The following is a 21,132-nucleotide window of genomic DNA, read 5'->3' on the forward strand; positions in this document are numbered from 1 at the left end:
CTGTTGAGGAGTTCCCGATGACGACCCAGCTCGAGCAGGACCTCGCGACCGTGTTCGACGCGCACGCCGGCGACGCCGTCGACACCGACGCCCTCGCCGCCGCCGCGACCGCCCGCGGCCGCCGCCTGCGAGCCAGGACCGTCACCGTCCGCGGCGCGGCGGCGGTCGCGCTGGTCGGGACCATCGCGGCGGCGGCTTTCGTCTCGGCTCCCGCCGCGCCGCCGTCCTCGCCGGCGGATCTGTTCCTTTCCGTGGACCCGTCCGTGGACCCTGACTGGGCGCGCCGCCCGCCGCTCGGCGGCTGGTCCGTGCCTCCGCTGCCCCGCGCGGACCTCCCCGCCGACCCCTCGAAGATCGGCACCGACCCGTCCCTGCTGCACTTCACCGTCGACGAGTGGAGCGTCGAGTCCGCGCACACCACCTGGCACTCCAGCGCGGGCATCGAGACGATCACCTTCACCAGGGACTCCGTCTCCTACCAGGTCTCCCTGGCCCGCACCGCCGACCCGCTCGACCTCCTGCTGGCCCGCGAGAACAGGGACCCGAGCGGCCACCTGCCGACCCCCACCGACAAGGGCGGCGGCCTGTACGCGTTCACCACCGGCCCGATGCGGGGCTTCTACTACCTGCGCTGGCAACCGGTCCCCGGCGTCTTCGCCCAGCTGTTCGCCGACGGCGGCCCCCTCACCGTGGCCGACCAGATCAGGTCCCGCACCCGCCTCGACACCACCGTCCGCTGCACCACCCCGGTCCATCTGACCGCCCTCCCGGCCGGCGCCGCCCTGCTCGGCTGCGAGACGACCCTGTCCGGCACCGACCTGCCCGGCCGCCTGGTCTATTCCACCCTCTGGGTAGGCGAGAACACGGTCGACCAGGCCTCCATCATGATCACCAACCGTCACGCCGCCACTTCTCCGCCGACCACCTCCCTGACGGTGGCCGGCCGGCCCGCCACGGTCTTCACCGACGACCAGCAACGCCCGAGCGTCGAGTTCGCCGACTTCAACGGCGTTTGGATCCATGTGGCGGGCACCGGCTCGTACAGGGGTCCGGCGGTGCTGGCGGTCGCAGAAGCCATCCGGGTCGACGCCGACCCCCAGGTCCCGTCCACCTGGCCCGCCCGCCTGGTCCCCTGACCGTCCTTCTAGAGTCGGCGCCGTGAGAGCGGTGGACTGGCTGCCCGAGGCACTGCACCCGGTAGCGATGCGCCTGGCGCACGCCGATCAACTCGCTTTCGAGTTGGCCGAGATCGCGCTGGCGTGGTCGCGAGGGCCGAATGACGAGGGACCGCTGACGCTGAGGCAGGTGGAGCGGACGCCGGGCCATCTGGACGTCGAGGTGGCCACGATCAGGCCGGTGCCGCCCATCGCCGCCATGTTGTTCAGCGAGGCCGTCCACCACCTCCGGTCGGCGATCGACAACGTGGTGTTTTACATGGTGGAGCGAAATCGCGATGAGCCGCTGACCGACTCGCACGCTCGGGCCGTGAGCATGCTGATTTACGAGGACCCGAAGAAGTTCGAGAGCAAGGTGACGAGCCTCGAGAGGCAGGGGCTGACGGAGTTCGCGGCCACCGCCACCTTGGGCAAGCGCATCGCAGCGCTCCAGCCCTTCGCCGACAAGGCATCCGTCCCGGCGGTTCTGCCGGCCTTGTCGATGCTGATGGGCGGCCCCGATCCGGCCAGCGAGCATCCGCTGGTACTGCTCCGCGACTACTCCAACGAGGACAAGCACCGCACCATCCGCCTCGCGGCCGGCCGGTCGCTGGTTCAGCGGCTGGACGACGTGCGACGAACACGCCAGCTCGGCATGCGGTACATCGAGGTCGGCACCGTCCTCGAGGTGGTCCAGAAGGGCGTGTTCACCCCTGTGGACATCTCGCCCGCGCTGCACGTGCAGCGCCCGGACGGCGGCGTCTGGGTCGGCCCCGGCTATGAGCTCGACTGCCTTTCGCGGCACGTCGCCGATGTCGTGCTGCCCACGCTGATCACCGGCATGGCCTTGCCGGACGGACTACCCGCGCAGGTGGACCTGAGCGACACCGGAACGCCGCTGGCTGAACGTCTGCGGCAGGGCGGGAACATGCGCGCACACGATCGTGCCCGTGAGTTGGCCGGGAAGGCGTACCGGGAGGCGATGGAGCGGGACTGGCGGTTCCCGCCGATCGTGGCCGGGGCCGACCCGGAGAATGAGAAGTCCTGAGTAGCGTTTCGTCCGCTTGATGCGGAGCTCTGCTGTCGCCCAGCGCCTAGCGCGGTCTTGACCGTCGCGACCGCTCATCGGCCAGGACAGTGCCTGGTGGCGGTCACCTTCATCGACGACAACGCACACCGCACATCAGCGCCGCCCACATCGCCGCCGCGCACGTCACCATCCGCACCCTGCAGCTCGCGTTCCACCGCCACCGCGACACCACCCCGATGACCTACCTGCGACGCGTCCGTCTGGACGGCGCCCACCGTGATCTACAGACCGGCGATCCGGCCACCACCACCGTCGGCGAGACCGCCATCCGCTGCGGCTTTCCCGACCACTGCCGGTTCACCTCGCCTACCTACGTGTCAACCCAGCCGCACCCTGCGCCACTGGACGCGCGCGGGGTCCGCACAGTGGCGGTGTCCGGCAGAAGTGTGTGGGTGATGGAGGAGGTGGGGGTGCATGGCTGATCAGGGCGGCGGCGGGGACGAGTTGTCGGCGGTGGTCGGCGACGCGCAGGTCGTTCGGGCCTACGGCACGGAAGGGCCGGATCACCGGTGCGTGGCGGTCAACGCGATGTTCCGGGCGTACACAGGACGCCAGCCCACCACATTTTGAGCCTGGTCAACCTGCCCCACACCACCACCGACCCCCACCTGGACGCACCAGCCGAGTCCGCCGGCACCTGATCCCACCGGCCAACGCCATGATGCGCTTTCCGGTTGCCCGCGGCGGCGGGCTGACGTGGCGATCGTGCGTTTTTCGGCGACGCGGCCCTACGGGGCGACGCGGTCGCGGATGCTGTCGAGCACCGCCTCCGCCGCCCACGCGGCGGCGTCGGCGATGTCCCGCCGGTCCATGCCGAACTCGCGGCGAAACGTCACCCAGGTCGCGGCGGAGTCGAGGTGGGACAGCGCCACGATGACCGCCCTGCGCTGCGCCGCGTCGAGGGACGGTACCTCGGCATCCAGCAGCCGCTCGAGGTGCGGCCGGCTGAGCGACGGCGCCGCGCCGCTCACGCCGCGCATCGTCGTCTCGGCGACGACGTGCGCGAGCTCCGGGCGCTCGTCGTACCGCTGCATCGCGTCGCGGATCGCGAGGGGGATGTCGAAGATCGAGTGCGACTCCTCGCGGGCGAACACCGTCGCCTCGATCCACGCCGCGGTCGCCAGCAGCAGGTCGACCCGCGTGGGATAGTTGCGGAACACCGTGCGCTCGGCGATGCCGGCCCGGCGCGCGACGAGCCGGAAGGACACGTCGTCGCTGCCGACCTCCTCGATCAGCTCGGCATAGGCGGCGAGGATCGCCGCTTGCGTGCCGCTCAGCGCCGGGACGTCGGTCGGACCGGTCACGGCTTCGGCCCGGTCACGGCTTCGCCCATGTCGGGTCGGGCAGCCTCGCGAGCATGGTGCCCACGGCGCGGTCGAACGCGTCGCAGATCTCGGCGGCGTCCATGTCGAAGCCCGTGCGCAGTCGCGCCCAGAACATCGCCGACGAGAAGTACCGCAGGGATGCCGCGACCCGCCGCCGATCCCGCCGGTTGAGCGTCGAGGCCGACACGTCGAGCATCGCCTCGATCGCCCGCGTGATGTAGGCGGGCTCGGCGTCGAGCGTCGGCGAGATCGCGGACGCCCGTGCGCCGACGTATGCGTACGCGGGCGACGCGTCGAACGCGCGGAAGCGGTCGTGCACGGCGGCGCGGAAATCGGCCACGGTCACGAACGGCGGCAGCGGGAAGTGGCGCTGCTCGATCCAGTTCGACAGTGCGGCGAGCAGGTGCGCGCGCGTGGGGTACTGGCGGTAGACCGTGCGCTCCGAGATGCCGACCTCGTCGGCGAGGGCGCGGTAGGAGATGTCGTCGAACGTGTGCTCACGCAGCAGCGTCGCAGCGCTCGCCAGAATCGCGGTCGCGGTGTCGACCGGCTCCTCCATCACGTTCCCCTGCCTCGGTCGGTCGCCCGGTGCGGGGGGCCGGTGACTTCCGGCGGAAGCACGTAGCGATCGGTGCTGTCGAGCGTGAGGGCCAGCGAAGAGACGTATTGCAACTGTCCGTGCACCCCACGCTGGGCCGAGGCAAGCATATCCGGCCGCTCGAACATGTACCCGGTGACGTGGCAGCGGAACCGTTCACCCGAGGGGTTGCCGTGCTCGTCGAACAGGGGGGAGTCGATGCCGTCGGAGCGGCGGCGGAGGTAGTAGCGCCCCCGCGTGGCGAGGGCCATGACCGGCGTGGCGACGAACGCGACGCCGATCGCGATGAGCACCGAGAACGGCTTGACGGCGGGACCGAGCAGCCCGGCGAACGCGAGCAGCGAAAGCACCGAGGCGAGGCCCACCGACACGAGGCCCACCGGGTTCCAGTCGTGCAGCATGCCGCGGCGGAACTCCGGGAAGCGCGGCGAGATGCGCAGCACCCATTTGTTGATCGCGATATCGGTGGCGATCGTCACGAGCCATGCCATGACGACGTTCGCGTAGAGGCTCAGTACGAAGGAGATGAGGGTGAAGACGTCCAGCATCATGAGCCCGTATGCGATCACGAGGTTGAGCAGCACGAAGATCGTGCGACCCGGGTAGTGCTTCGCGACCCGGGTGAAGACGTTCGACCAGGCGAGCGAGCCCGAGTACGCGTTCGTCACGTTGATCTTCACCTGCGCGACCACGATGAGCACGAGGGCGAGCACGATCGCGAGCCAGTTGGGGAGCAGGGTCTGGTACATGCCGACGAACTGCTTGACCGGTTCGGTCGCGTTGTGCCCGAGGGTGGGATCCACCTTCACGAGGACGTAGACGGCGAGGAACACCCCGATCATCTGTTTGGTACTGCTGAAGATGACCCAGCCGGGGCCGGCCAACGCGAACGACGTCCACCACGAGCGGGCGTTCGCCGGCGTGCGCGGCGGCATGGCGCGGATGTAGTCGATCTGCTCCGCCAGCTGCGGGGTGAGGGCAAAGCACACGGCCGCGCTGGAGACGACGGCGCCGAAACTGATCGAGCCGTCGGATTTGCCGCTGAACGACATGAAGGCGCGCACCGACTCGGGGTCGGAGACGAGGATCCACAGCAGCGGCAGCAGGGCGAGGGCGAGCCACATGGGCGTGGTCCAGAAGTGCAGGCGCTCCAGTGCGCGCATGCCGTAGATGACGATCGGGATCACGACCACGGTCGAGATGAGATAGCCGAGCCACAGCGGCGTCCCCGTCGCCACCTGCAGCCCCTGCGCCATGATGGCGCCCTCCAGCGCGAAGAAGATGCAGGTGAAACCCGCGAAGACCACCGTTGTGATGATCGAGCCGTAGTAGCCGAATCCCGAGCCGCGGGCGATGAGGTCGAGGTCGAGGTTGTAGCGGGCGGCGTAGTAGGCGACGGGTACGCCCACGATGACGATGATGACCGCCGCGAACAGGATGCCGAGCACGGCGTTGGTGGTGCCGTGGTCGATGCCGACGCTCGCGCCGATCGAGAAATCGGCGAGGAACGCGATGGACCCGAGGGCGGTCGCGCCGACGGAGGCCGCGCTCCAGCGACGGAAGGTGCGCGGCACATATCGGAAGGCATAGTCCTCGAGGCTGTCCTCCGCGGCCGCGCGCGCGTTGCCTGTTCTGCTCGCCATGGCATCCCCTCACGCGCTACGCGTGGGGCATCTTCCGGGCCCGTTGTTACGGCGGCGTTGCGGGCCCGGAAAACGGTAATGTCGGCTCAGATCGCCATGGCGGCCCGCACGGTGGAGACGGCTGCCGAGCCCCCTTCATCGGTCTGTGTGACGAATCCCGAGGCGAGCACGACGTAACGCTCGGCGGCCTCCAGGGCGAAGCCGATGTGCTGCTCGACGAGCAGCACGTTGATGCCCTCACTGGCCAGTTGCACGATGGTGTGCTCGATCTCGGCGACGATCGTGGGCTGGATGCCTTCGGTCGGCTCGTCGAGGATGAGCAGTTTCGGCTCGGTGATCAGGGCGCGGGCGATCGCGAGCTGCTGGCGCTGCCCGCCGGAGAGCAGACCGGCCTTCCGGCTGGCGAACTGCTGCAGTGCGGGGAAGCGGGCCAGCTGCTCGTCGATGAGGGCCTTGCCGCGCTTGCGCCCATCCGCGACGAGCTGCAGGTTTTCGAGGGTGCTGAGCTGGCCGAAGGCCTGCTGACCCTGCGGCACGTACGCCATGCCGCGTGCGACGCGCTTGTTGGGGGCGAGCGAGGAGATGTCTTCGCCGTCGAAGTACACCCGGCCCTTCGTCGGTTTGATGAGCCCGATCGCGACCCGCAGCAGCGTCGTCTTGCCGGCGCCGTTGTGGCCGAGCACGGCCACCACCTTCCCGGCCGGCACCGTCACTCCGTGCAGCACCCGCGTGCGCCCGTAGCCGGCCTCGATGTCGGTGAGCTCAAGCATGCGCGTCCTCCTGCAGCGAACCGGCTACCGTTTCTGGTACGACCGCCATGGCAGCCGTCGTCGCGGCTCCCGCGGTGCCGAGGTACACCTCCTGCACCTTGGGGTCGGCCTGCACCTGCGCGACCGTGCCCTGGGAGAGCACTTTGCCCTGGTGCAGCACCGTCACGCGGGTGGCGTAGCGGCGCATGAAGTCCATGTCGTGCTCGACCACCAGCACGATGCGCTTCGCCGCGATGCGCTGCAGCAGCTCGCCGGTGGCGGTGCGCTCGTCATGGCTCATTCCGGCGACCGGCTCGTCAAGCAGAAGCACCTGCGCATCCTGTACGAGCAACATCGCGATCTCGAGCCACTGCTTCTGCCCGTGCGACAGGATGCCGGCCGGGGTGTTGAGCTCGTCGGTGAGTCCCGTCTCTTCGAGGGCCCGCTCGATGGACGGGTCGACGCCCCGCCGGGTCCGCAGCAGCGCGGCCCAGTGACGGTGCCGGCCGGCGGCGATGTCCAGGTTCTGCAGCACCGAGAGCTCGTTGAAGACGCTGGCGGTCTGGAAGGTACGGCCCACCCCGAGCCGGACGATCTTGTGCACCGGCCGGCCGAGCAGCTCCTGCTCGCCGAGCTTCGCCGACCCGGTGCCCGCGGAGAGCCCCGTGATGGCGTCGATGCAGGTCGTCTTGCCGGCACCGTTCGGGCCGATGAGGAACCGGACCTCGCCGGGGTGCGCGTCGAAGGAGACGCCACCGACCGCGACGAAACCGGAGAACTCGACCCGGAGGTCGGTGACGACGAGCGAGTCGCCTGAGGAAGTGGGCCTGGTCATGACGCCACCTCCTCAAGCTGCCGGGTGGCGGGCTTCTCGGCCGGGTCCCGGCGCGCTGTTCTGAACCTGGCCGGCAACGAGGACAGTCCTTTCGGCAGGAAGAGGATGACGACGATGAACAGCAGGCCGATGATGTAGGTCCAGCCCTCGGGCCAGGTGGAGCCGAGGCTCGACTGCCCCCAGCCGACCGCGATCGCGCCGAGCGCCGGGCCGAAGAGCGAGGCGCGGCCACCGAACGCGACGCCCGCGATCATGAGAATCGAGGCGGCCGCCCCGATCTCGGCCGGCGTGATGATGCCGACGATCGGCACGAACATCGCACCGCCGATGCTGGCCATCAGCGCCGCGCCGACGAAGGCGACGAGCTTGACGTTGGCCGGATCGTAGCCGAGGAAACGCACCCGCTCCTCGGCGTCGCGGGTGGCGACGAGGAGCTCACCGAAGCGGCTGCGGTACAGCTGCCACACCACGAGCAGGCAGATCACGAGCAGCGCGGCCGTGATGAGGTACACCATGGTCCGGTTCGCCGGGTCGTTGAGCACGTACCCGAAGAAGTACTTGAAGTCGCTGAGGCCGGTGTCCCCGCCGGTCTCCCGGATCGTGGAGCTGACCAGGGTGGCGAGCGCGACGGCGAGCGCCTGGGTCAGGATCGCGAAGTAGGCGCCCTTCACCCGGCGCTTGAACAGCGCGTAGCCGAGCAGGCCGGCCGCGACCACCGGCAGCACCACGATCGCCAGCAGGGTGAACGCCGCGCTGCGGAACGGTTCCCAGAACGCGGGGAGCGGCGCGAGCGGGTCGTAGAGCACCATGAATCCCGGTACCCCGTCACCGGCGGTCTCCAGCGTCAGGTGCATGGCCATCGAGTAGGCGCCGAGGGCGAAGAACACGCCCTGGCCCATGACGAGCATCCCGCCGCGACCCCAGGCCAGGCCGATGCCGACGGCGGCGATCGCCCAGCAGCAGTACTTGCCGAGGTTGCTGAGCCAGTGGTCGGTGAGCACCAGCGGCGCGATCCCGAGGAGCAGGACGGCGAACACCCCGATGCCGGCGAGGGAGAAATGTGGCTTCAGTTTGGTCATGCCAGGCTCCTGGTCCGCACCGTGAACAGGCCCTGCGGGCGCGCCTGCAGGAAGACGATCACGAGGATGAAGGCGAGCACCTGCGCGAGGCTGCCGGTCGTCCAGTAGGCGAAGCACGAGAGGCCGACGCCGACCGCCAACGCGGCGATGATGGTGCCCTTGAGCTGGCCGATGCCGCCGGCGGCGACGACGAGGAAGGCCGGGATGATGTACTGCGCGCCCATCTGGGAGTTGGTGCCGCCGATGAGCGACGCGGCCACGCCGGCGACCCCGGCCAGCCCTGAGCCGACGAAGAAGGTCAGCCGGTCGACGGTGCGGGTGGAGATGCCGGCGGTCTCGGCGAGGTCCCGGTTCTGCACGGTCGCCCGGATGCGGCGGCCGAACGAGGTGTACTTGAGCCAGGCCGCCAGCGCGCCGACGCAGACCGCCGCGAGCACGATGGTGAACACCTGCCGCAGCGGCCAGTCGTAGCCGAGGATGGTCCACTGCCCGTCGAGCCAGCTCGGCTTCTTCACCGGCACGCCCTGGGACGGGAAGATCTGCAGCGCCGCCTGCTGCAGGATCAGGCTGGCGCCGACCGTGACAAGCAGGGTGTCCAGTGGCCTTCGGTACATCCACTGAATGATGCTGACCTCCAGCAGGAGGCCGAACAGTCCGGCGACGACGAACGCGACCGGCAGCGCGACCGGGATCGACAGGTCGCTGGAGTCGATGACCTGCTGGACGAGGTAGGCGGTGAACGCGCCGATCATGAGGAACTCGCCGTGGGCCATGTTGATCACGCCCATCTGACCGAACGTGAGCGAGAGGCCGAGCGCGGCGAGCAGGAGCAGCGCACCCTGTGCACTGCCGTTCAGCAGCGGTGGGATCAATCCGTCCACGTGCTCTCGCTCTCTGTGCGGGGTTTCGGACGCGGGGCCGCTCGACGCAGCCCCGCGTCCGGATGGGTGGTTTTCGGGGGGTTGGTTAGCCGGCGGCCTTCACGAGCTGGTCGCGGACGGTCGCCGGGAACCAGTCGTAGCCCTTGAGGAACGGGTCGGGTTTGATGAAGCTGTCGGAAGCCCAGGCGATGTCGAACTGGTTGCTGGCGTTGATCTTGCCGATGTGACCCGGCTTCGAGATGTGGTGGTTCTCGCCGTCGAGCTCGACCTTGCCTTCCGGCGCGTCGAACGAGATGCCGCCCTTCTTCGCCGCCGCGTTCACCGCGTTGACGTCGAACGAGCCGGCCGCCTCGACCAGGGCCTTGTAGAGGTACAGCGAGATGTAGGCGGCCTCCATCGGGTCGGAGGTGACGCCGCTGCTGTTCGGGTACGCCTTCCAGCTGTCGATGAACTTCTGGTTGGTGGGCGTCTTGAGCGACTGGAAGTAGTTCCACGACGCGTAGTGGCCGGTGACCGCGTGGCCCATGGCCGGCGCCTCCTCCTCGGCGATCGACACCGAGATGATCGGCGTCGTCTCCGCGGTGAGGCCGGCGTCGTAGTACGCCTTGATGAAGCCGACGTTCGACGAGCCGTTGATGGTGTTGAAGATGAAGTCCGGCTTGGCCGCCTTGATCTTCGCCACCTGGGTGGTCCAGTCGTCCTTGTCGAGGGGCACGTACTCCTCACCGACGATCTTGATGCCGAGCTTGGCCGCGTAGAGCTTGATGATCGCGTTCGCGGTGCGCGGGAAGACGTAGTCACTGCCGGCGAGGAACAGGTTCTTCACGCCCTTGGAGGCGAGGAAGTCCATCGCGGGGATGATCTGCTGGTTGGTGGTCGCGCCGGTGTAGTAGATGTTCGGCGACGCCTCAAGACCCTCGTACTGCACCGGGTAGAAGAAGAGGCCGTTGTTCTTCTCGACGACCGGCTTGACGGCCTTACGGGAGGACGAGGTCCAGCCGCCGAAGATCGCGGCGACACAGTCCTGGGTGAGCAGCTTCTCGGTCTTCTCCGCGAAGGTGGGCCAGTCGGTGGCGCCGTCCTCCTGGACGTACTTGATCTTCTTCCCGAGAATGCCCCCGCCGGCGTTGATCTCGTCGGCGGCCATGTGCAGCACGTTGGAGACGGTCTTCTCGGAGATCGCCATACCGCCGGTCAGGGAGTTGAGGAAGCCGAGCTTGACGGAGTCACCGGAGGTGTCGATGCAGCTGGACGCCGCAACCGACCCGGCGGGCGTCTCTTCGCCGGCTTTGGCGCCACAGCCGGCGAGCACGAGGGCCACGGTCGTCCCGATGGCGCCCGCGGCCACAAGCGTGCGCAGCCGCTTGCTGGTGATGGACATATGTGAGAACTCCGTTCCTGGTAACGGGGGCGTGACGCCTGGGTCGCGGCACGGCGGATACGCATGTCCAGGGCGAACCGCCGGCGTCCCGAGCGCCCCACCCCTTGTCGCCGGCCAGGTACAGCCGACTGCGCAGGTGAGAGCAGGTTGACCGCGCGTCATTACTCTGACATTTCTTGACCGTTCCAACTCTGTAACCACAAACCCGCCTGTGGTTAAAAGTCCCTGCAAATACGTGGAAACGCGCGGAATGGCGATGTCAAAGTACTGTCACGGCCGCCGAGGGCGTGGCGCGCATGGCACACTTCTGACATCACAGAGCGTCACTTGAGAGGATGCCGCCGGGCCGGTCGAGTCGTCGGATCGCCAGGTCGGCACCCACCACGGGGATGTTCGACGTGACTGACGATCAGGTCAGGCGCAGGGTTATGGCGCCGCTCATTTGCTGAGCGCGGGTTCGATCCCTGCCCCATCGGCATTCGCGCTCGCCGGAGGGATGCCGTTTCCGCTGGTAGAGACCTTGCGAGGCGCGCGGTTGTCCCCGCGCTCGGGTGCCCCCGGCAGGATTCGAACCTGCGACACACGGTTTAGGAATTGGATCACGGCGCGCTCTGCCGATGCCCTGACCTGCTCTGACCTGGTGTTGCGTCGCCTGCCGGGGGTGTCTTGCTGCCCGTGATTGGCCGTCGTTGACCCCTGTTACTGGCACGCGGATGGCACGCCCCCGACCCTCGCCCCAAGCTCCTCCGTACACCCGTCATGCACCCCTGGGAAGCGGGCCGCCGGCGGGGGTGCCTCGCCCGCGCGGACGGTCAGGTCCCGTGCGGACGCTCGGCGCCCCCGCCGGCGGCCCGCTTGGCCTTGCCTGCGTGACGGGGGTGCGGAGGAGCGCCCCCTCCGGGACCCAGAGGCCCGCCGGGAGGCAAGAGGGCAACTACACGCGGAGGGCAACGCTGCGGGAGCGACGGTCTTTCGCCCGGCGGACGTCGCGGTAGCCCAAATCTGGCTGAGCCGCCTCGACCGTAGCTGGCATATCGGCCGAGCTGTCGACGTGCCTGGCTGCTCTCTCAGGCGTCTTCTGTACGGCTCGGGCGTGGTGTCCCGGCCGGGCGGGCTTCCGGCGCCGGCCCGCAGGGCCGGGCGCCGCTTGCCCGCCGAGCCGGGTGTCCACGTCCGAGCCTGCGCCGAAGGCGCCTTGATCTAGTACAGCCAGATTCGGCAACACACAAGATTCCGTCAGGCCAGGCCCATCGGTCAGTACCTACCGGCCACCTCACATCAGACGTACATCTGCGGCATGCTGAGTAAGAACAGATCCGGACCGTGACCGTTACTGTGATTGACGTACGGCGATGGTTGGGCCGTGTCATCCGTGATGTCGCTTCTCCCACGCCGTGCCTCGACCCATGGGTCACATGCCGAAAATTGGGACACGATCGAGGGCTAGTATCGATCACGCTAGTGACGTAATGTGACTAGATGAGCACGCTAAGCAAACGTGATTGTCTATTGCAGGAGTCGCCATGCAGCCTGTAGGTCGTCGCGCCCAGATGGAAGAGACCATCTACCCTAGCGATCCATATACGTTCATCAAGCATCGGGCGTACGCGCACTACCTCAATTGCTGGCTTCCGGTTTTCCTCCAGTCCCGTGATTCTGCGACCGTGGTTGACGCGTTCGCCGGAGCGGGTATCTACTCCCAAGGTGATCCTGGTTCTTCCGTTGTCGTCGCCAACACGCTCTTAAACCATTCGCGCTTGGATCGCTTTCGGGGCATGCTTGAACTTCTCTCATTGGAGGAGAGAGCCGATCGAGCCGAGGAACTCGAACGCCAAATGAAGAGGTTGCCTCGTCATCCGAAGCTATTCTGGAGAGTATTGCCGCCGGGATCACTCTCCAGCAACGTAGTTCGCTTGCAGCAGTTCACTCATAGGAACGACCCGCGAAATCCCGTTCTATGGCTGCTTGATCCATACGGCCCCGCCGGTCTGACTGCCGAACTGGTTCAGTCATGCATGGAAAGCGGTCCGCGGGATGAGGTGGTCATCTCGTTCTTCAGTAAGGAAATGCACCAACGCAAGACCGTTGCCTCGTGGCAGACGGGTATGGACCGGCATTTCGGCGACGACTCGTGGCGAGCTGTTCTAAATTGCCCGGATCAAGCGGACGGCATGAGGGTTTTGGTGGAGAATTACTGCGCTCTTTGGCGCGCAAGAGGGTTCTTCGCTAGCGTCTTCGCCGTTAGGGTGCCCACTGAACTCGCCAGGTACTACCTAGTCTTCCTGACCCATGCGGAGCGTGGCTTGGAGTGCTGGACCAAGATGCTTCGCCAACTGGATCCTATTGCAGGAGAAGGGGCGTCGCCTTACACCATTCAAAATCCTTCACTTTTCGACGGAAACGGCATTTTGTTTACCGAGAAGATGCAAAGGGTTCTGCGGGATTTCGAGGGTCAAGAGAAGACTTGGCAGGAATTGAGGATCGCGGCAATGCAAGCTGGACAATCCGATAAGATCCTCCGCGCTGCCCTCTCGGATCTAGGAGAGAAGGGCCTTGCTTTCCGCGTTCAACCGCTTGAGTCGAAGACGCCGTGGCCGGACAATTGCACAATTCGAATCTATTCGGAAAGTGATCTTTAGAACTGGAATAGGCAGTCAGCTAGGCGGCCTGCTTCGTTGGCATTTCATCCCAGGTTCTGCCTTCAAGGATACGTCCGGCTTCCTTAGGAGTTCGCCCACCCCATTGTTTGAAGAAGAATGGAACACTACTTTCGGCGCACTGGTCTCGGAGTTCTGTAATCCAGCCTATATCCACAGCTCGATGATTTGGTCCGCTCTCACCGCCGACGATCACCCAACCAATCCCTGTTAGGTTGACCTTCCCTAGGCTGCCTAGCAGAGGCTCGCAAGACAAGAATCGGACGGCGGCGGGCACTCGTCGAAGCTCGTCCACACGGTGTAATTGCCCGCTTGCTTCTACCGACACGCCCATCCAAACGTTCTCCGGCCAAGTCAGCTGATCCGACAACAACCTGAGGCGTCGTGCGCGTTTAGTAAGCACTTGGAAGGTGTGTTGCGGGCACCCTTCCATTGTGGCGAACACGCTCTTAATGAACGACACAGGAACACGTGCGTGAAAAAGATCGCTCATGGAATTCACAAACACCAGGCGCGGCGCCCGCCACCGCCGAGGTATATTAAGTGAATCATCGTGTGTTTGAAGACCGAACCCAGGTCCGGACGTTCGGACGTCCCCGTCCGTCTGGTACTTCGCTTGGCCCATCGCCTTTAGCCGCTTGGACAGCGTCAGCGCGTAGCAATTGTCACAGCCAGGGGATATTCGGTCGCATCCGGTGGTTGGATTCCAAGTTGCCTGGGTCCACTCGATCGCTGATCCATCCGCCATGTCGGACCTCGCTCACTCTAGATCTGCCTGCATCGATCACGCTACCGATCCTGCGCCCCGGGGGCCACATGGCGCGCGGACCTGCCTGGAGAACTCTCCTTCGTCTCGCCAGTTCTCTGTCGCCCGAGGCACTCTCGTCCCTTGATCATGTTCTTGAGCGCTAGGACCGGACCGCCTCAACGTTCGCCGGCAGCGCCGCACAACGAAAACCGGTGTCGTCGTCACTCATACCAACGGCAGCGTCGTTGAACAGAGACGGAGTGCAGCGCAGAAACGGACTCGTGAAGGCACTGCCCTTGAGTTCGAACCGACTGTCCTCGGACTCGGTTGAGCACCATTCCCACGTATTGCCGCACATGTCGTAGACGCCGTATGGGCTGACGCCGCTGGCGTAGCGGTCAACTGGGGTGGTGCTGCGGATGCCGTTCTCGCGGCAGTTGCACTTGGCTGGGGTGCGTTGGCTGCCCCACGGGTAGATGTCACCACGGGTGCCTCGGGCGGCCTTCTCCCACTGCTGGCTCGTCGGTAGCGACTTGCCCGCCCATTGCGCGTATGCGTTGGCGTCGTGCCATGTCACGAACACAACGGGGTGGTCGAGCTGGTCCGCCGGTGGCTTGCCGTCTTCCCAGTGCTGGGGCGGCGTCGCGTCGGTGGCGGCGATATATCGGGCGTAGTCGGCGTTCGTGGTCGGGTAGACGTCGATGTAGAACGCCGGAAGGTAGACCGGCTCGTTGTCCGCGCCGGCGAAGAAGATCCCGGCGTCGACGAGGGTCATCAGCTTGCCGTCGACGGGGTGGCGGATGTGGTGTTCGTCGCCGACCGGGATGTCGTCGTCCTGGGGCTGGCCGTTGGTGGGGTGCGTCATGGTGTGCTCCTGGGCCTGAGGGGTCGGCGCAGGTCCAACGGTGTCCGCGAATCTGGCCTGAACGTCCATGTTGGACGCGGCGAGTGACGTGTCAAGAGCGGACTGGTTCACCGGGCGAGGGATGATGGCCTCGCCGCCGGCTTCCCACTTGGAGATCATTCGCTCGCTGACGCCGAGGTGGCCGGCGAACTCGCGGATGCTCATGCGCTTGGCTTCGCGGAGGGCTCGAATCTCGCGGCCGGTCCAGCGTTGGACGGTGATCGTCGCCATGACCAGAAAGCTCCGTTGGGCGTCGCGGTGCTCTACAGGGACTCAGCCGGGATCTCCTCGTACTCCTTGCGGAGCGTTTCGAGGATTGGGTGATCCGCTGGAAACTCTACGTGGTCGATGGCTGAGATAGCACGCACGCCGATCGTGGTGTTGGTGGCGAACGCGGCCTGCATCCCCGAAAGGTCCTGCAACCGAACGGGGGCAAGGGTGGTGTGCTCATGGACCTGCTGCAGCAGACGCATGGTGACGCCGGGCAGGACTTCGGCGTTCGGCCAGATGACCTGCTCGCCGTCGTAGAACGCGACGTTCCACGTCGGACCTTCGCTGATGTACCCGTCGGCGTCGGCGAACAGGGCGTCGTCGAACTCGGCGAGCTGGGCGGCGCGGCGGTGCCATAGCGTGCCGAACAGGCCGATGTGCTTCACCTCGGGCAGGTCGCGGGTGTACGTCGCTGATCGCACCCGCCACGGCTCGACCGGGCCGGTCGGCACCTCGCGGGTGGTCACCAGTACCTGCGGCGTGGCTGGAGCGCTGGGGCGTCCGAGCGGCAGGTTCGGGTCGAAGACGGTGACCCGGGTGACGAAGACGCCGTCGCGTCCGGCGACGGACTGCCGTACCCAGGCGCGGATCTGGTCGCGGTCGAGCTCGGCGCCGAACAGCAGCCGGCTGTCGCGGACGAGGCGCTCAAGGTGGTGCGAGAACCCTCGGATGTGCTGGTCGTCGACGCGCATGGACGTGAAGTGTCCGTAGTTCACCATCGCCAGCGCCCGCAGCTCGTCGGGGGCTACAGGTTCGCCGTTCAGCTCCGCCATGCGACCAGTCTTGCAGCGCAAGTGCAGCGGTAGGGACATCGGGTGCAGTGAAAGTTCAGTGCTGAGGCAGCGTGAGGGCGTGGGGTCCGGACCGTACAAACGGAACCCTTGAGGCATGAGCAGCGAGCGTCGTATCTCGATGGTGGTCCCGGCCGGTGCCACCGATGCCGGTCGTGGCCGTAGCTCCTGCTGGGGCTGTGAGGGGCGCGGCTTCCGGGTCGCTTCCCGCCTGCGGCGGTTGAGCGTTGATGACGGGGGCGTTCAGTACGCGGTGCGGGTCTGCCCGGAGTGCCTCGGTAGACCACTGCTCGCTGCCTGACACGTTCCTCAACGTCGAACGGAGGTCCACGCGTGCGAGATTCGTTGCACAAGGTGGCTGAACTGCGCGTCGCGCCAGAGCCCGATTCTGCCCTCAACGCGTGCTCGCTGCGGTCATGGCATGCGGTCGACGACGATGGTGACCTCGTCCTGGTCGTCAAGGACGATCAGACGACCGTCGTCATCGGCGTCGGCTTCGGTGACGCATGGGACGCTGCGATCCGTGCGATGGAAGCGCTCGGAGTCGAAGTGACCAACTACGCGTCACGGCTTCGGGAGAAGGCGGCGAAGCAGCAGCGAGTGGCGGAGAGCGGCTCATGACGGCGACTGCCGACCGCGCCCAGGTCAACGACGGCGATGGGGCGGAGCTGCTGTACGAGATCGCGGTGACGCTGCTGCCGATGATCGGGCGTTGCGTCGAGCTGTCGGCCGGCGAGCAGGTGACCCGTCACGGGAACCGTCTGGACGGTCCGGATGACCGGCGGCTCGTCATCGCCGACATCGCGCAGCGTTGGGGGCGGCTCGACTACGCGGATCGCGCATCCTTCGGGCGGGACTGGCGGGCCGCGGTTGCCGCGTACACCGTCGACTACGTGGACACGGTCGAGGCGGAGTCGCCCGGACCGAACGAGTACGAGCAGTGGGGGCATGAGGCGACGATGGCGCTCGTCTGGCGTCAGCACGCGGACAGCCTGCGAACCGAATAGCCGGCGACCCGACGGCCCCGACCGCTGAGCATGCCGCTCGGGTCGGGGCCGCTGTGTTGGCTCGCCCGATCGTGGGATGACAGGAACGGGCGACGAATATAAGCTCTTGACAAGCTATGTTGTCGTCTTGAGGTGAGCCGTCATGCCGATCGAGTACACGCCGCCGAAGTACGTGACGATCGTCAACGCGCTCCAGGCTCGCATCGAAGAGGGCACGTACGCGTCGGGCGAGATGCTGCCCAGCGAAACGGCGCTGATGAAGGAGTTCGACACCTCCCGTCCGACGGTGGTGCGGTCGCTGGAGATCCTGCGGCAGGCCGGCTGGATCGAGACACAGCAGGGCAAGGGCAGGTTTGCGCGGTCGAAGCCGGTCGAGCCGCGGTCGTTGCCTGCCCATGCTGTGGCTCTCCTGTCCGACGAGGTTGGCGGCAGCGTCCGGGTTGTCGACGTCGTCGAGGTCCCGGCGCCTCCACGCGCGGCGGCGGCGTTGGACATCAGCGAGGGTGCGCCGATCGTGGTGCGGCGGCGGCTCGTCAGCGTCGATGAGGTCGGCCCCGTCGAGCTGGGCACGATCTACATGCCTGCCGCTCTCGCCGCCGGTACCGGTGTCGGCCTGCCCGGTCCGCTTCCGGAAGGGCTGCTGCGCCATGTCGCGGTTCGCAAGGGCGTGCAGTTTGACCGGGCGACGGAGCGGATCTCGGCCCGGCCGGCGACCGGCGAGGAGTGCGAACTGCTGGGGATCGAGCCTGGGGAGTGGGTGCTGACCGCGATGTTCTCCGTCTTCACGCGTACCGGTCAACTTGCCTTCGCGCTGGAGGTTGCCGTACCGCCGGCGCGGCAGGAATTCGAGGACTCGTTCTCGATTGCTTAGACGGCGCGTTGGCGTTGCTCAATCTCGCCCACATCGCCAAATTTCTCTGTCTGACTACTTAACAAGCTAGGCCTACTCGCTACACTGGAGTCACCTAACAAGTTAAGCGGTCAAACGGAGGAGTTCGGTGGCGCTCAAGGGTGGTAGTCGGTTCTCGATCCGGTTTGAGGACGTGTTCCCGGCGGGCTGCGTGCTGGTGCCGGATTCGATCGTCGAGGCGCAGGACTACAACGAGGTGACGAAGGCCCGCACGCCTGCACTTGACAAGTTGACCGGTCAGCGGGTGTGGACGGTCCGGGTGATGGACATGGACCCGGACCTGGCGGGGCGGGCGCGGGAGGTGGCGGTCAAGGTGTCCGCTCCGGTGCAGCCGGTCCCGGACAGCGGGGCGCCGTTCGCGCCGGTGGAGTTCGAGGGGATGACGGTCACGCCGTACGTCGGTCCGACCGGTCGGCTCGCGTACTCGTACCGTGCGGCCGGGTTCAAGACGGCGGCTCGCAAGGCCGCGTAAGCGATTCAAGCGCGGGGCGGTCTGTACGCCGTAGGAAGCCCGGACCGCCCCGCTGCCCATCCAAGCCCATTGCTGAGGTGTGGAAGGCGGTTTCATCATGCCCATTTCTGGGCGGCGTCGCCAACCCTGCCCCGGCCAACTCCTGCTGCTCATGCCTGTTGCGCGCGATGCGCGGGGCCGTTTCACCCGCTGGTTCACCGGGATGCCACGCCAATGGCTGGCGGTCCGCCGGGACGCGCGGGGGCGGTTCGCAGCGCTGGCGCCTGCGTAGGAAAGGTCGAAGGTGAACAGGAACACCAACGTCCCGCTGGTCAACTTCCGGCGCCTGTCCATCCCGGCGCCGTGGTGGCTGGTCATGTGGATCGTCATCCCGTACCTGCTGTACAAGACCACCGTCGGGCTCGTCCGGCTGATGCCGGTGCTGTGGCGCAACCGCACCTCCGTCACCCTCGCCATCCTCGCCGTGTGGCTGTGGCACGAGCACGGCTGGGAGATCCTCGCCCTGTTCGCCGGGGTCGCCGGCGCCACGGTCGGTGTGTGGTGGTGGCGGTGGCGGTCGTGGTGCGAACGCCTGATCGTGCTGCCGATGCTGTCCTGGTGGCAGCGGCTGTTCGTGTACGGCCTGCACTGGCGCGAGGCGATGACCGTCTGCCGCCTCGCCGAACGGTTCGAGCAGAAGCTCAACGTGCCGAAGCTGCTGCGGGTCCGCTGCACGTACGCCACCGACGAAGTCCTGCTGCGGATGCCGCGCGGCCAGAACCCCGACGACTACCACGCGGCCGCGGCGAACCTGGCGTACTCGTTCGGCGCCCGCATCTGCCGCGTCTACTCCGGCCGCCGCGAACAGCCACCCGCCCGCACCAACCGGTTCCTGCGCCTGCTGGACCGGTTCCGCTACCGCGACCGGCCCCGCCTGGTCTGGCTGGTGTTCGTCCGCCGCGACCCGCTGCGCCGCACCGTTCCCGCGTTCGACATCCCCGAGGAAACCGACCTGGAAGCGCTGCCGCTCGGCGTCCGCGAGGACCTCGTCCGGTACGTCTTGCGCCTCCTCGCCACCCACGTCCTCATCGTCGGCGCGACCAGGGCCGGCAAGGGCTCGGTGCAGTGGTCGCTGATCCGGGCGCTCGCCCCGGCGATCCGCACGGGCCTGGTCCGGCTGTGGGGCATCGACCCGAAAGGCGGGGTGGAGCTGTCCCTCGGCCGGGAACTGTTCGCCCGGTACGAGTACGCCACCGTCCCGCCGATGGTCGCCATGCTCGAAGAGCTTGTGGAGGTGATGCGGGAGCGGCAGGCACGCATGCAGGGCAAGACCCGCGCCCACACACCCACCCTCGACGAACCGCTGTACGTACTCATGGTCGACGAAATCCTCGCCCTCGTCGCGCTCCTGCAGGACGCCGACCTCCGGGCGCGGGCAAAGGCCGCTTTGGCGATGCTCCTCACGCAGGGCGCGGGTCTCGGCGTCCTCGTCATCGGCGCGACGCAGGACCCGCGGAAGGAGGTCGTCGAGCTCCGCGACTTCTTCCCCACCCGGATCGCGCTCAGGCTCAACGAACCCAACCACGTCGACCTCGTCCTCGGACAAGGCTCCCGCGCCCGCGGCGCCCTCTGCGACCAGCTCTCCGCCCGCCCCTCCATGCGCGGCATCGGCTACGTCGTCCTCGACGACCGCCCCGAACCGGAAAGGGTCCGGTTCGCCTACGTCACCGACGACGAGATCCGCGACATGGCCGCCCGGTACGCCGCACCGGACGTCGTGCAGCGGCCGGCGCCGGCACCGCAGCAGCGGCAGGAACCCAAGCACCTCTACAAGCCGGGACGGCACACGCAAGGGCCGCTGCTGCCGGACTCGCTGACGAACTTCCTCGACGGTGAGGCGGCATGACCCGCCGCTTCTACCGCCTCCGCGCACCACACGTGCTGACCGGCTCGTCCGCAGTCACCGTCCGGGTCACCGACGGCGAAGACCTCTACCTCGCCGTTGGTGCGGGCCGCCGGCGGATGTACGTCACGCCCGCTGAGGCGTGGGCGCTGTGGCGGTGCCTGTCCGAAGCCGTCGCCTCCACCGGCGAGCCACCGGACTGGATCCGCGTCCCGATCACCCCGAAAGCCAAGTGAGGCAACACATGCGGCTCCACGCCGAAAGCGTCGTCCTGGTCGTCATCCTCCTCGTGGTCGCGGGCATGGCCGGTGCGGCGTCGTTCACCCACGTCCACGACTGGACCATGGCCAACTCCCCGGCCGGTACGGCGGACTGGTTCGGGTGGGCGAACGCCGCCATCTCCGAACTCGTCCCGATCGCCTGCGCGCTCGTCATCCGGCGCCGCCGCCGGACCGGGGAGTCGACGCGGTACCCGTTCGCGGTCCTCACCGCAGCGGTCCTGCTGTCGCTGTCGGCGCAACTGGCGGTGGCGAAGCCGGGCATCTCCGGTGGCCTGCTCGCCGCCGTCCCTGCGCTGGCGTTCATGGCCCTGGTGAAGCTCGTCCTGTCCACGAAACCGATCCCGGCTCCGGCCGTCCGCGAAACACCGGTCGCCCAGGTCCCGGCGCCCGATCCGCTGCCGGTCGTGGCACCGCCCGTGTTCCAGCGCGTCAACGGCGCGATTCCGTCCGCAGTGGTCAAGTGAAGGAGGCACCC

General features: G+C 67.3%; 23 protein-coding genes. 12 read left to right on the plus strand and 11 right to left on the minus strand.

Features of this window, described 5'->3' with window-relative positions; genetic code table 11:
* Window positions 1-17 precede the first annotated feature (17 nt).
* The 4 genes from ACZ6TV_RS02920 to ACZ6TV_RS02935 all read left to right on the plus strand — a co-directional run bounded on the left by ACZ6TV_RS02920 (window position 18) and on the right by ACZ6TV_RS02935 (window position 2,814).
* Window positions 18-1,136 (plus strand): hypothetical protein, encoded by a 1,119-nt coding sequence (locus ACZ6TV_RS02920; RefSeq protein WP_465294655.1) that lies wholly within the window; start codon window positions 18-20, stop codon window positions 1,134-1,136.
* Window positions 1,137-1,158: 22 nt separating this feature from the next.
* On the plus strand, window positions 1,159-2,202 hold the full coding sequence (locus ACZ6TV_RS02925) for a hypothetical protein (RefSeq protein WP_465294657.1): 1,044 nt from the start codon (window positions 1,159-1,161) through the stop codon (window positions 2,200-2,202).
* 89 nt (window positions 2,203-2,291) lie between these two features.
* A complete protein-coding gene (locus ACZ6TV_RS02930) occupies window positions 2,292-2,666 on the plus strand; it encodes a helix-turn-helix domain-containing protein (protein WP_465294659.1) in 375 nt (124 codons plus the stop codon).
* The gene (locus tag ACZ6TV_RS02935) at window positions 2,659-2,814 is read left to right on the plus strand and encodes a hypothetical protein (RefSeq protein WP_465294661.1); all 156 of its coding nucleotides are present in this window, start codon (window positions 2,659-2,661) and stop codon (window positions 2,812-2,814) included. Before ACZ6TV_RS02930 ends, ACZ6TV_RS02935 begins: the two co-directional genes overlap by 8 nt.
* 158 nt (window positions 2,815-2,972) lie before the next feature.
* Here ACZ6TV_RS02935 and ACZ6TV_RS02940 read toward each other — a convergent pair whose 3' ends face one another.
* The 8 genes from ACZ6TV_RS02940 to urtA all read right to left on the minus strand — a co-directional run bounded on the left by ACZ6TV_RS02940 (window position 2,973) and on the right by urtA (window position 10,735).
* On the minus strand, window positions 2,973-3,548 hold the full coding sequence (locus tag ACZ6TV_RS02940) for a TetR/AcrR family transcriptional regulator (RefSeq protein ID WP_465294663.1): 576 nt from the start codon (window positions 3,546-3,548) through the stop codon (window positions 2,973-2,975).
* A 13-nt stretch (window positions 3,549-3,561) separates the two neighbouring features.
* Window positions 3,562-4,128 (minus strand): TetR/AcrR family transcriptional regulator, encoded by a 567-nt coding sequence (locus tag ACZ6TV_RS02945; protein WP_465294914.1) that lies wholly within the window; start codon window positions 4,126-4,128, stop codon window positions 3,562-3,564.
* Complete coding sequence (locus ACZ6TV_RS02950) at window positions 4,128-5,810, minus strand: purine-cytosine permease family protein (RefSeq protein ID WP_465294665.1); 1,683 nt, start codon at window positions 5,808-5,810, stop codon at window positions 4,128-4,130. The genes ACZ6TV_RS02945 and ACZ6TV_RS02950 overlap by 1 nt, the downstream gene beginning before the upstream one ends.
* 86 nt (window positions 5,811-5,896) lie before the next feature.
* Window positions 5,897-6,580: an ATP-binding cassette domain-containing protein gene (locus ACZ6TV_RS02955; RefSeq protein ID WP_465294667.1), complete on the minus strand. Its 684-nt coding sequence runs from the start codon at window positions 6,578-6,580 to the stop codon at window positions 5,897-5,899.
* The gene (urtD, locus tag ACZ6TV_RS02960) at window positions 6,573-7,394 is read right to left on the minus strand and encodes an urea ABC transporter ATP-binding protein UrtD (protein ID WP_465294669.1); all 822 of its coding nucleotides are present in this window, start codon (window positions 7,392-7,394) and stop codon (window positions 6,573-6,575) included. Before urtD ends, ACZ6TV_RS02955 begins: the two co-directional genes overlap by 8 nt.
* Window positions 7,391-8,473 (minus strand): urea ABC transporter permease subunit UrtC, encoded by a 1,083-nt coding sequence (gene urtC / locus ACZ6TV_RS02965; RefSeq protein ID WP_465294671.1) that lies wholly within the window; start codon window positions 8,471-8,473, stop codon window positions 7,391-7,393. The genes urtD and urtC overlap by 4 nt, the downstream gene beginning before the upstream one ends.
* On the minus strand, window positions 8,470-9,354 hold the full coding sequence (gene urtB / locus ACZ6TV_RS02970) for an urea ABC transporter permease subunit UrtB (RefSeq protein ID WP_465294673.1): 885 nt from the start codon (window positions 9,352-9,354) through the stop codon (window positions 8,470-8,472). Before urtB ends, urtC begins: the two co-directional genes overlap by 4 nt.
* Before the next feature lie 85 nt (window positions 9,355-9,439).
* Window positions 9,440-10,735 (minus strand): urea ABC transporter substrate-binding protein, encoded by a 1,296-nt coding sequence (gene urtA / locus ACZ6TV_RS02975; RefSeq protein ID WP_465294675.1) that lies wholly within the window; start codon window positions 10,733-10,735, stop codon window positions 9,440-9,442.
* Between the two features lie 1,523 nt (window positions 10,736-12,258).
* Here urtA and tcmP point away from each other — a divergent pair.
* Window positions 12,259-13,374, plus strand: coding sequence for a three-Cys-motif partner protein TcmP (gene tcmP, locus ACZ6TV_RS02980; protein WP_465294677.1), 1,116 nt, complete (start codon window positions 12,259-12,261; stop codon window positions 13,372-13,374).
* A gap of 19 nt (window positions 13,375-13,393) precedes the next feature.
* Here tcmP and ACZ6TV_RS02985 read toward each other — a convergent pair whose 3' ends face one another.
* The 3 genes from ACZ6TV_RS02985 to ACZ6TV_RS02995 form a co-directional block, all read right to left on the minus strand.
* Entirely contained in the window at window positions 13,394-14,140 is a 747-nt protein-coding gene (locus ACZ6TV_RS02985) for a DUF5131 family protein (RefSeq protein WP_465294679.1), read from the minus strand.
* Between the two features lie 160 nt (window positions 14,141-14,300).
* Window positions 14,301-15,275, minus strand: a complete 975-nt coding sequence (locus tag ACZ6TV_RS02990) for an SUMF1/EgtB/PvdO family nonheme iron enzyme (protein ID WP_465294681.1) — start codon at window positions 15,273-15,275, stop codon at window positions 14,301-14,303.
* Between the two features lie 32 nt (window positions 15,276-15,307).
* Window positions 15,308-16,087, minus strand: coding sequence for an aminotransferase class IV family protein (locus tag ACZ6TV_RS02995; RefSeq protein WP_465294683.1), 780 nt, complete (start codon window positions 16,085-16,087; stop codon window positions 15,308-15,310).
* Window positions 16,088-16,459: 372 nt separating this feature from the next.
* On the opposite strand from ACZ6TV_RS02995, the gene ACZ6TV_RS03000 reads away from it, so the two are divergent.
* From ACZ6TV_RS03000 to ACZ6TV_RS03030, 7 genes are all read left to right on the plus strand, one after another.
* Window positions 16,460-16,726: a hypothetical protein gene (locus ACZ6TV_RS03000; protein WP_465294685.1), complete on the plus strand. Its 267-nt coding sequence runs from the start codon at window positions 16,460-16,462 to the stop codon at window positions 16,724-16,726.
* On the plus strand, window positions 16,723-17,112 hold the full coding sequence (locus ACZ6TV_RS03005) for a hypothetical protein (RefSeq protein ID WP_465294687.1): 390 nt from the start codon (window positions 16,723-16,725) through the stop codon (window positions 17,110-17,112). Before ACZ6TV_RS03000 ends, ACZ6TV_RS03005 begins: the two co-directional genes overlap by 4 nt.
* 142 nt (window positions 17,113-17,254) lie before the next feature.
* Complete coding sequence (locus tag ACZ6TV_RS03010; RefSeq protein WP_465294689.1) at window positions 17,255-17,983, plus strand: GntR family transcriptional regulator; 729 nt, start codon at window positions 17,255-17,257, stop codon at window positions 17,981-17,983.
* 127 nt (window positions 17,984-18,110) lie between these two features.
* Window positions 18,111-18,494 carry a transcriptional regulator gene (locus tag ACZ6TV_RS03015; RefSeq protein WP_465294691.1) on the plus strand — a complete coding sequence of 128 codons (384 nt, stop codon included), beginning with the start codon at window positions 18,111-18,113 and terminating at the stop codon, window positions 18,492-18,494.
* Window positions 18,495-18,777: 283 nt separating this feature from the next.
* On the plus strand, window positions 18,778-20,379 hold the full coding sequence (locus ACZ6TV_RS03020; RefSeq protein WP_465294693.1) for an FtsK/SpoIIIE domain-containing protein: 1,602 nt from the start codon (window positions 18,778-18,780) through the stop codon (window positions 20,377-20,379).
* The gene (locus ACZ6TV_RS03025) at window positions 20,376-20,612 is read left to right on the plus strand and encodes a spread protein (RefSeq protein ID WP_465294695.1); all 237 of its coding nucleotides are present in this window, start codon (window positions 20,376-20,378) and stop codon (window positions 20,610-20,612) included. Before ACZ6TV_RS03020 ends, ACZ6TV_RS03025 begins: the two co-directional genes overlap by 4 nt.
* 8 nt (window positions 20,613-20,620) lie before the next feature.
* Window positions 20,621-21,121: a DUF2637 domain-containing protein gene (locus ACZ6TV_RS03030; RefSeq protein WP_465294697.1), complete on the plus strand. Its 501-nt coding sequence runs from the start codon at window positions 20,621-20,623 to the stop codon at window positions 21,119-21,121.
* Window positions 21,122-21,132 lie beyond the last annotated feature (11 nt).

This window comes from Dactylosporangium sp. NPDC051087, assembly GCF_055586325.1.

Coding starts and splice junctions, on each gene's coding strand:
- ACZ6TV_RS02920 (WP_465294655.1), top strand. CDS start 18: ATGACGACCCAGCTCGAGCAGGACCTCGCGACCGTGTTCGACGCGCAC.
- ACZ6TV_RS02935 (WP_465294661.1), top strand. CDS start 2,659: ATGGCTGATCAGGGCGGCGGCGGGGACGAGTTGTCGGCGGTGGTCGGC.
- ACZ6TV_RS02945 (WP_465294914.1), bottom strand. CDS start 4,128: ATGGAGGAGCCGGTCGACACCGCGACCGCGATTCTGGCGAGCGCTGCG.
- ACZ6TV_RS02950 (WP_465294665.1), bottom strand. CDS start 5,810: ATGGCGAGCAGAACAGGCAACGCGCGCGCGGCCGCGGAGGACAGCCTC.
- ACZ6TV_RS02955 (WP_465294667.1), bottom strand. CDS start 6,580: ATGCTTGAGCTCACCGACATCGAGGCCGGCTACGGGCGCACGCGGGTG.
- urtD (WP_465294669.1), bottom strand. CDS start 7,394: ATGACCAGGCCCACTTCCTCAGGCGACTCGCTCGTCGTCACCGACCTC.
- urtC (WP_465294671.1), bottom strand. CDS start 8,473: ATGACCAAACTGAAGCCACATTTCTCCCTCGCCGGCATCGGGGTGTTC.
- urtA (WP_465294675.1), bottom strand. CDS start 10,735: ATGTCCATCACCAGCAAGCGGCTGCGCACGCTTGTGGCCGCGGGCGCC.
- tcmP (WP_465294677.1), top strand. CDS start 12,259: ATGCAGCCTGTAGGTCGTCGCGCCCAGATGGAAGAGACCATCTACCCT.
- ACZ6TV_RS02985 (WP_465294679.1), bottom strand. CDS start 14,140: ATGGCGGATGGATCAGCGATCGAGTGGACCCAGGCAACTTGGAATCCA.
- ACZ6TV_RS02990 (WP_465294681.1), bottom strand. CDS start 15,275: ATGGCGACGATCACCGTCCAACGCTGGACCGGCCGCGAGATTCGAGCC.
- ACZ6TV_RS02995 (WP_465294683.1), bottom strand. CDS start 16,087: ATGGCGGAGCTGAACGGCGAACCTGTAGCCCCCGACGAGCTGCGGGCG.
- ACZ6TV_RS03005 (WP_465294687.1), top strand. CDS start 16,723: ATGACGGCGACTGCCGACCGCGCCCAGGTCAACGACGGCGATGGGGCG.
- ACZ6TV_RS03010 (WP_465294689.1), top strand. CDS start 17,255: ATGCCGATCGAGTACACGCCGCCGAAGTACGTGACGATCGTCAACGCG.
- ACZ6TV_RS03025 (WP_465294695.1), top strand. CDS start 20,376: ATGACCCGCCGCTTCTACCGCCTCCGCGCACCACACGTGCTGACCGGC.
- ACZ6TV_RS03030 (WP_465294697.1), top strand. CDS start 20,621: ATGCGGCTCCACGCCGAAAGCGTCGTCCTGGTCGTCATCCTCCTCGTG.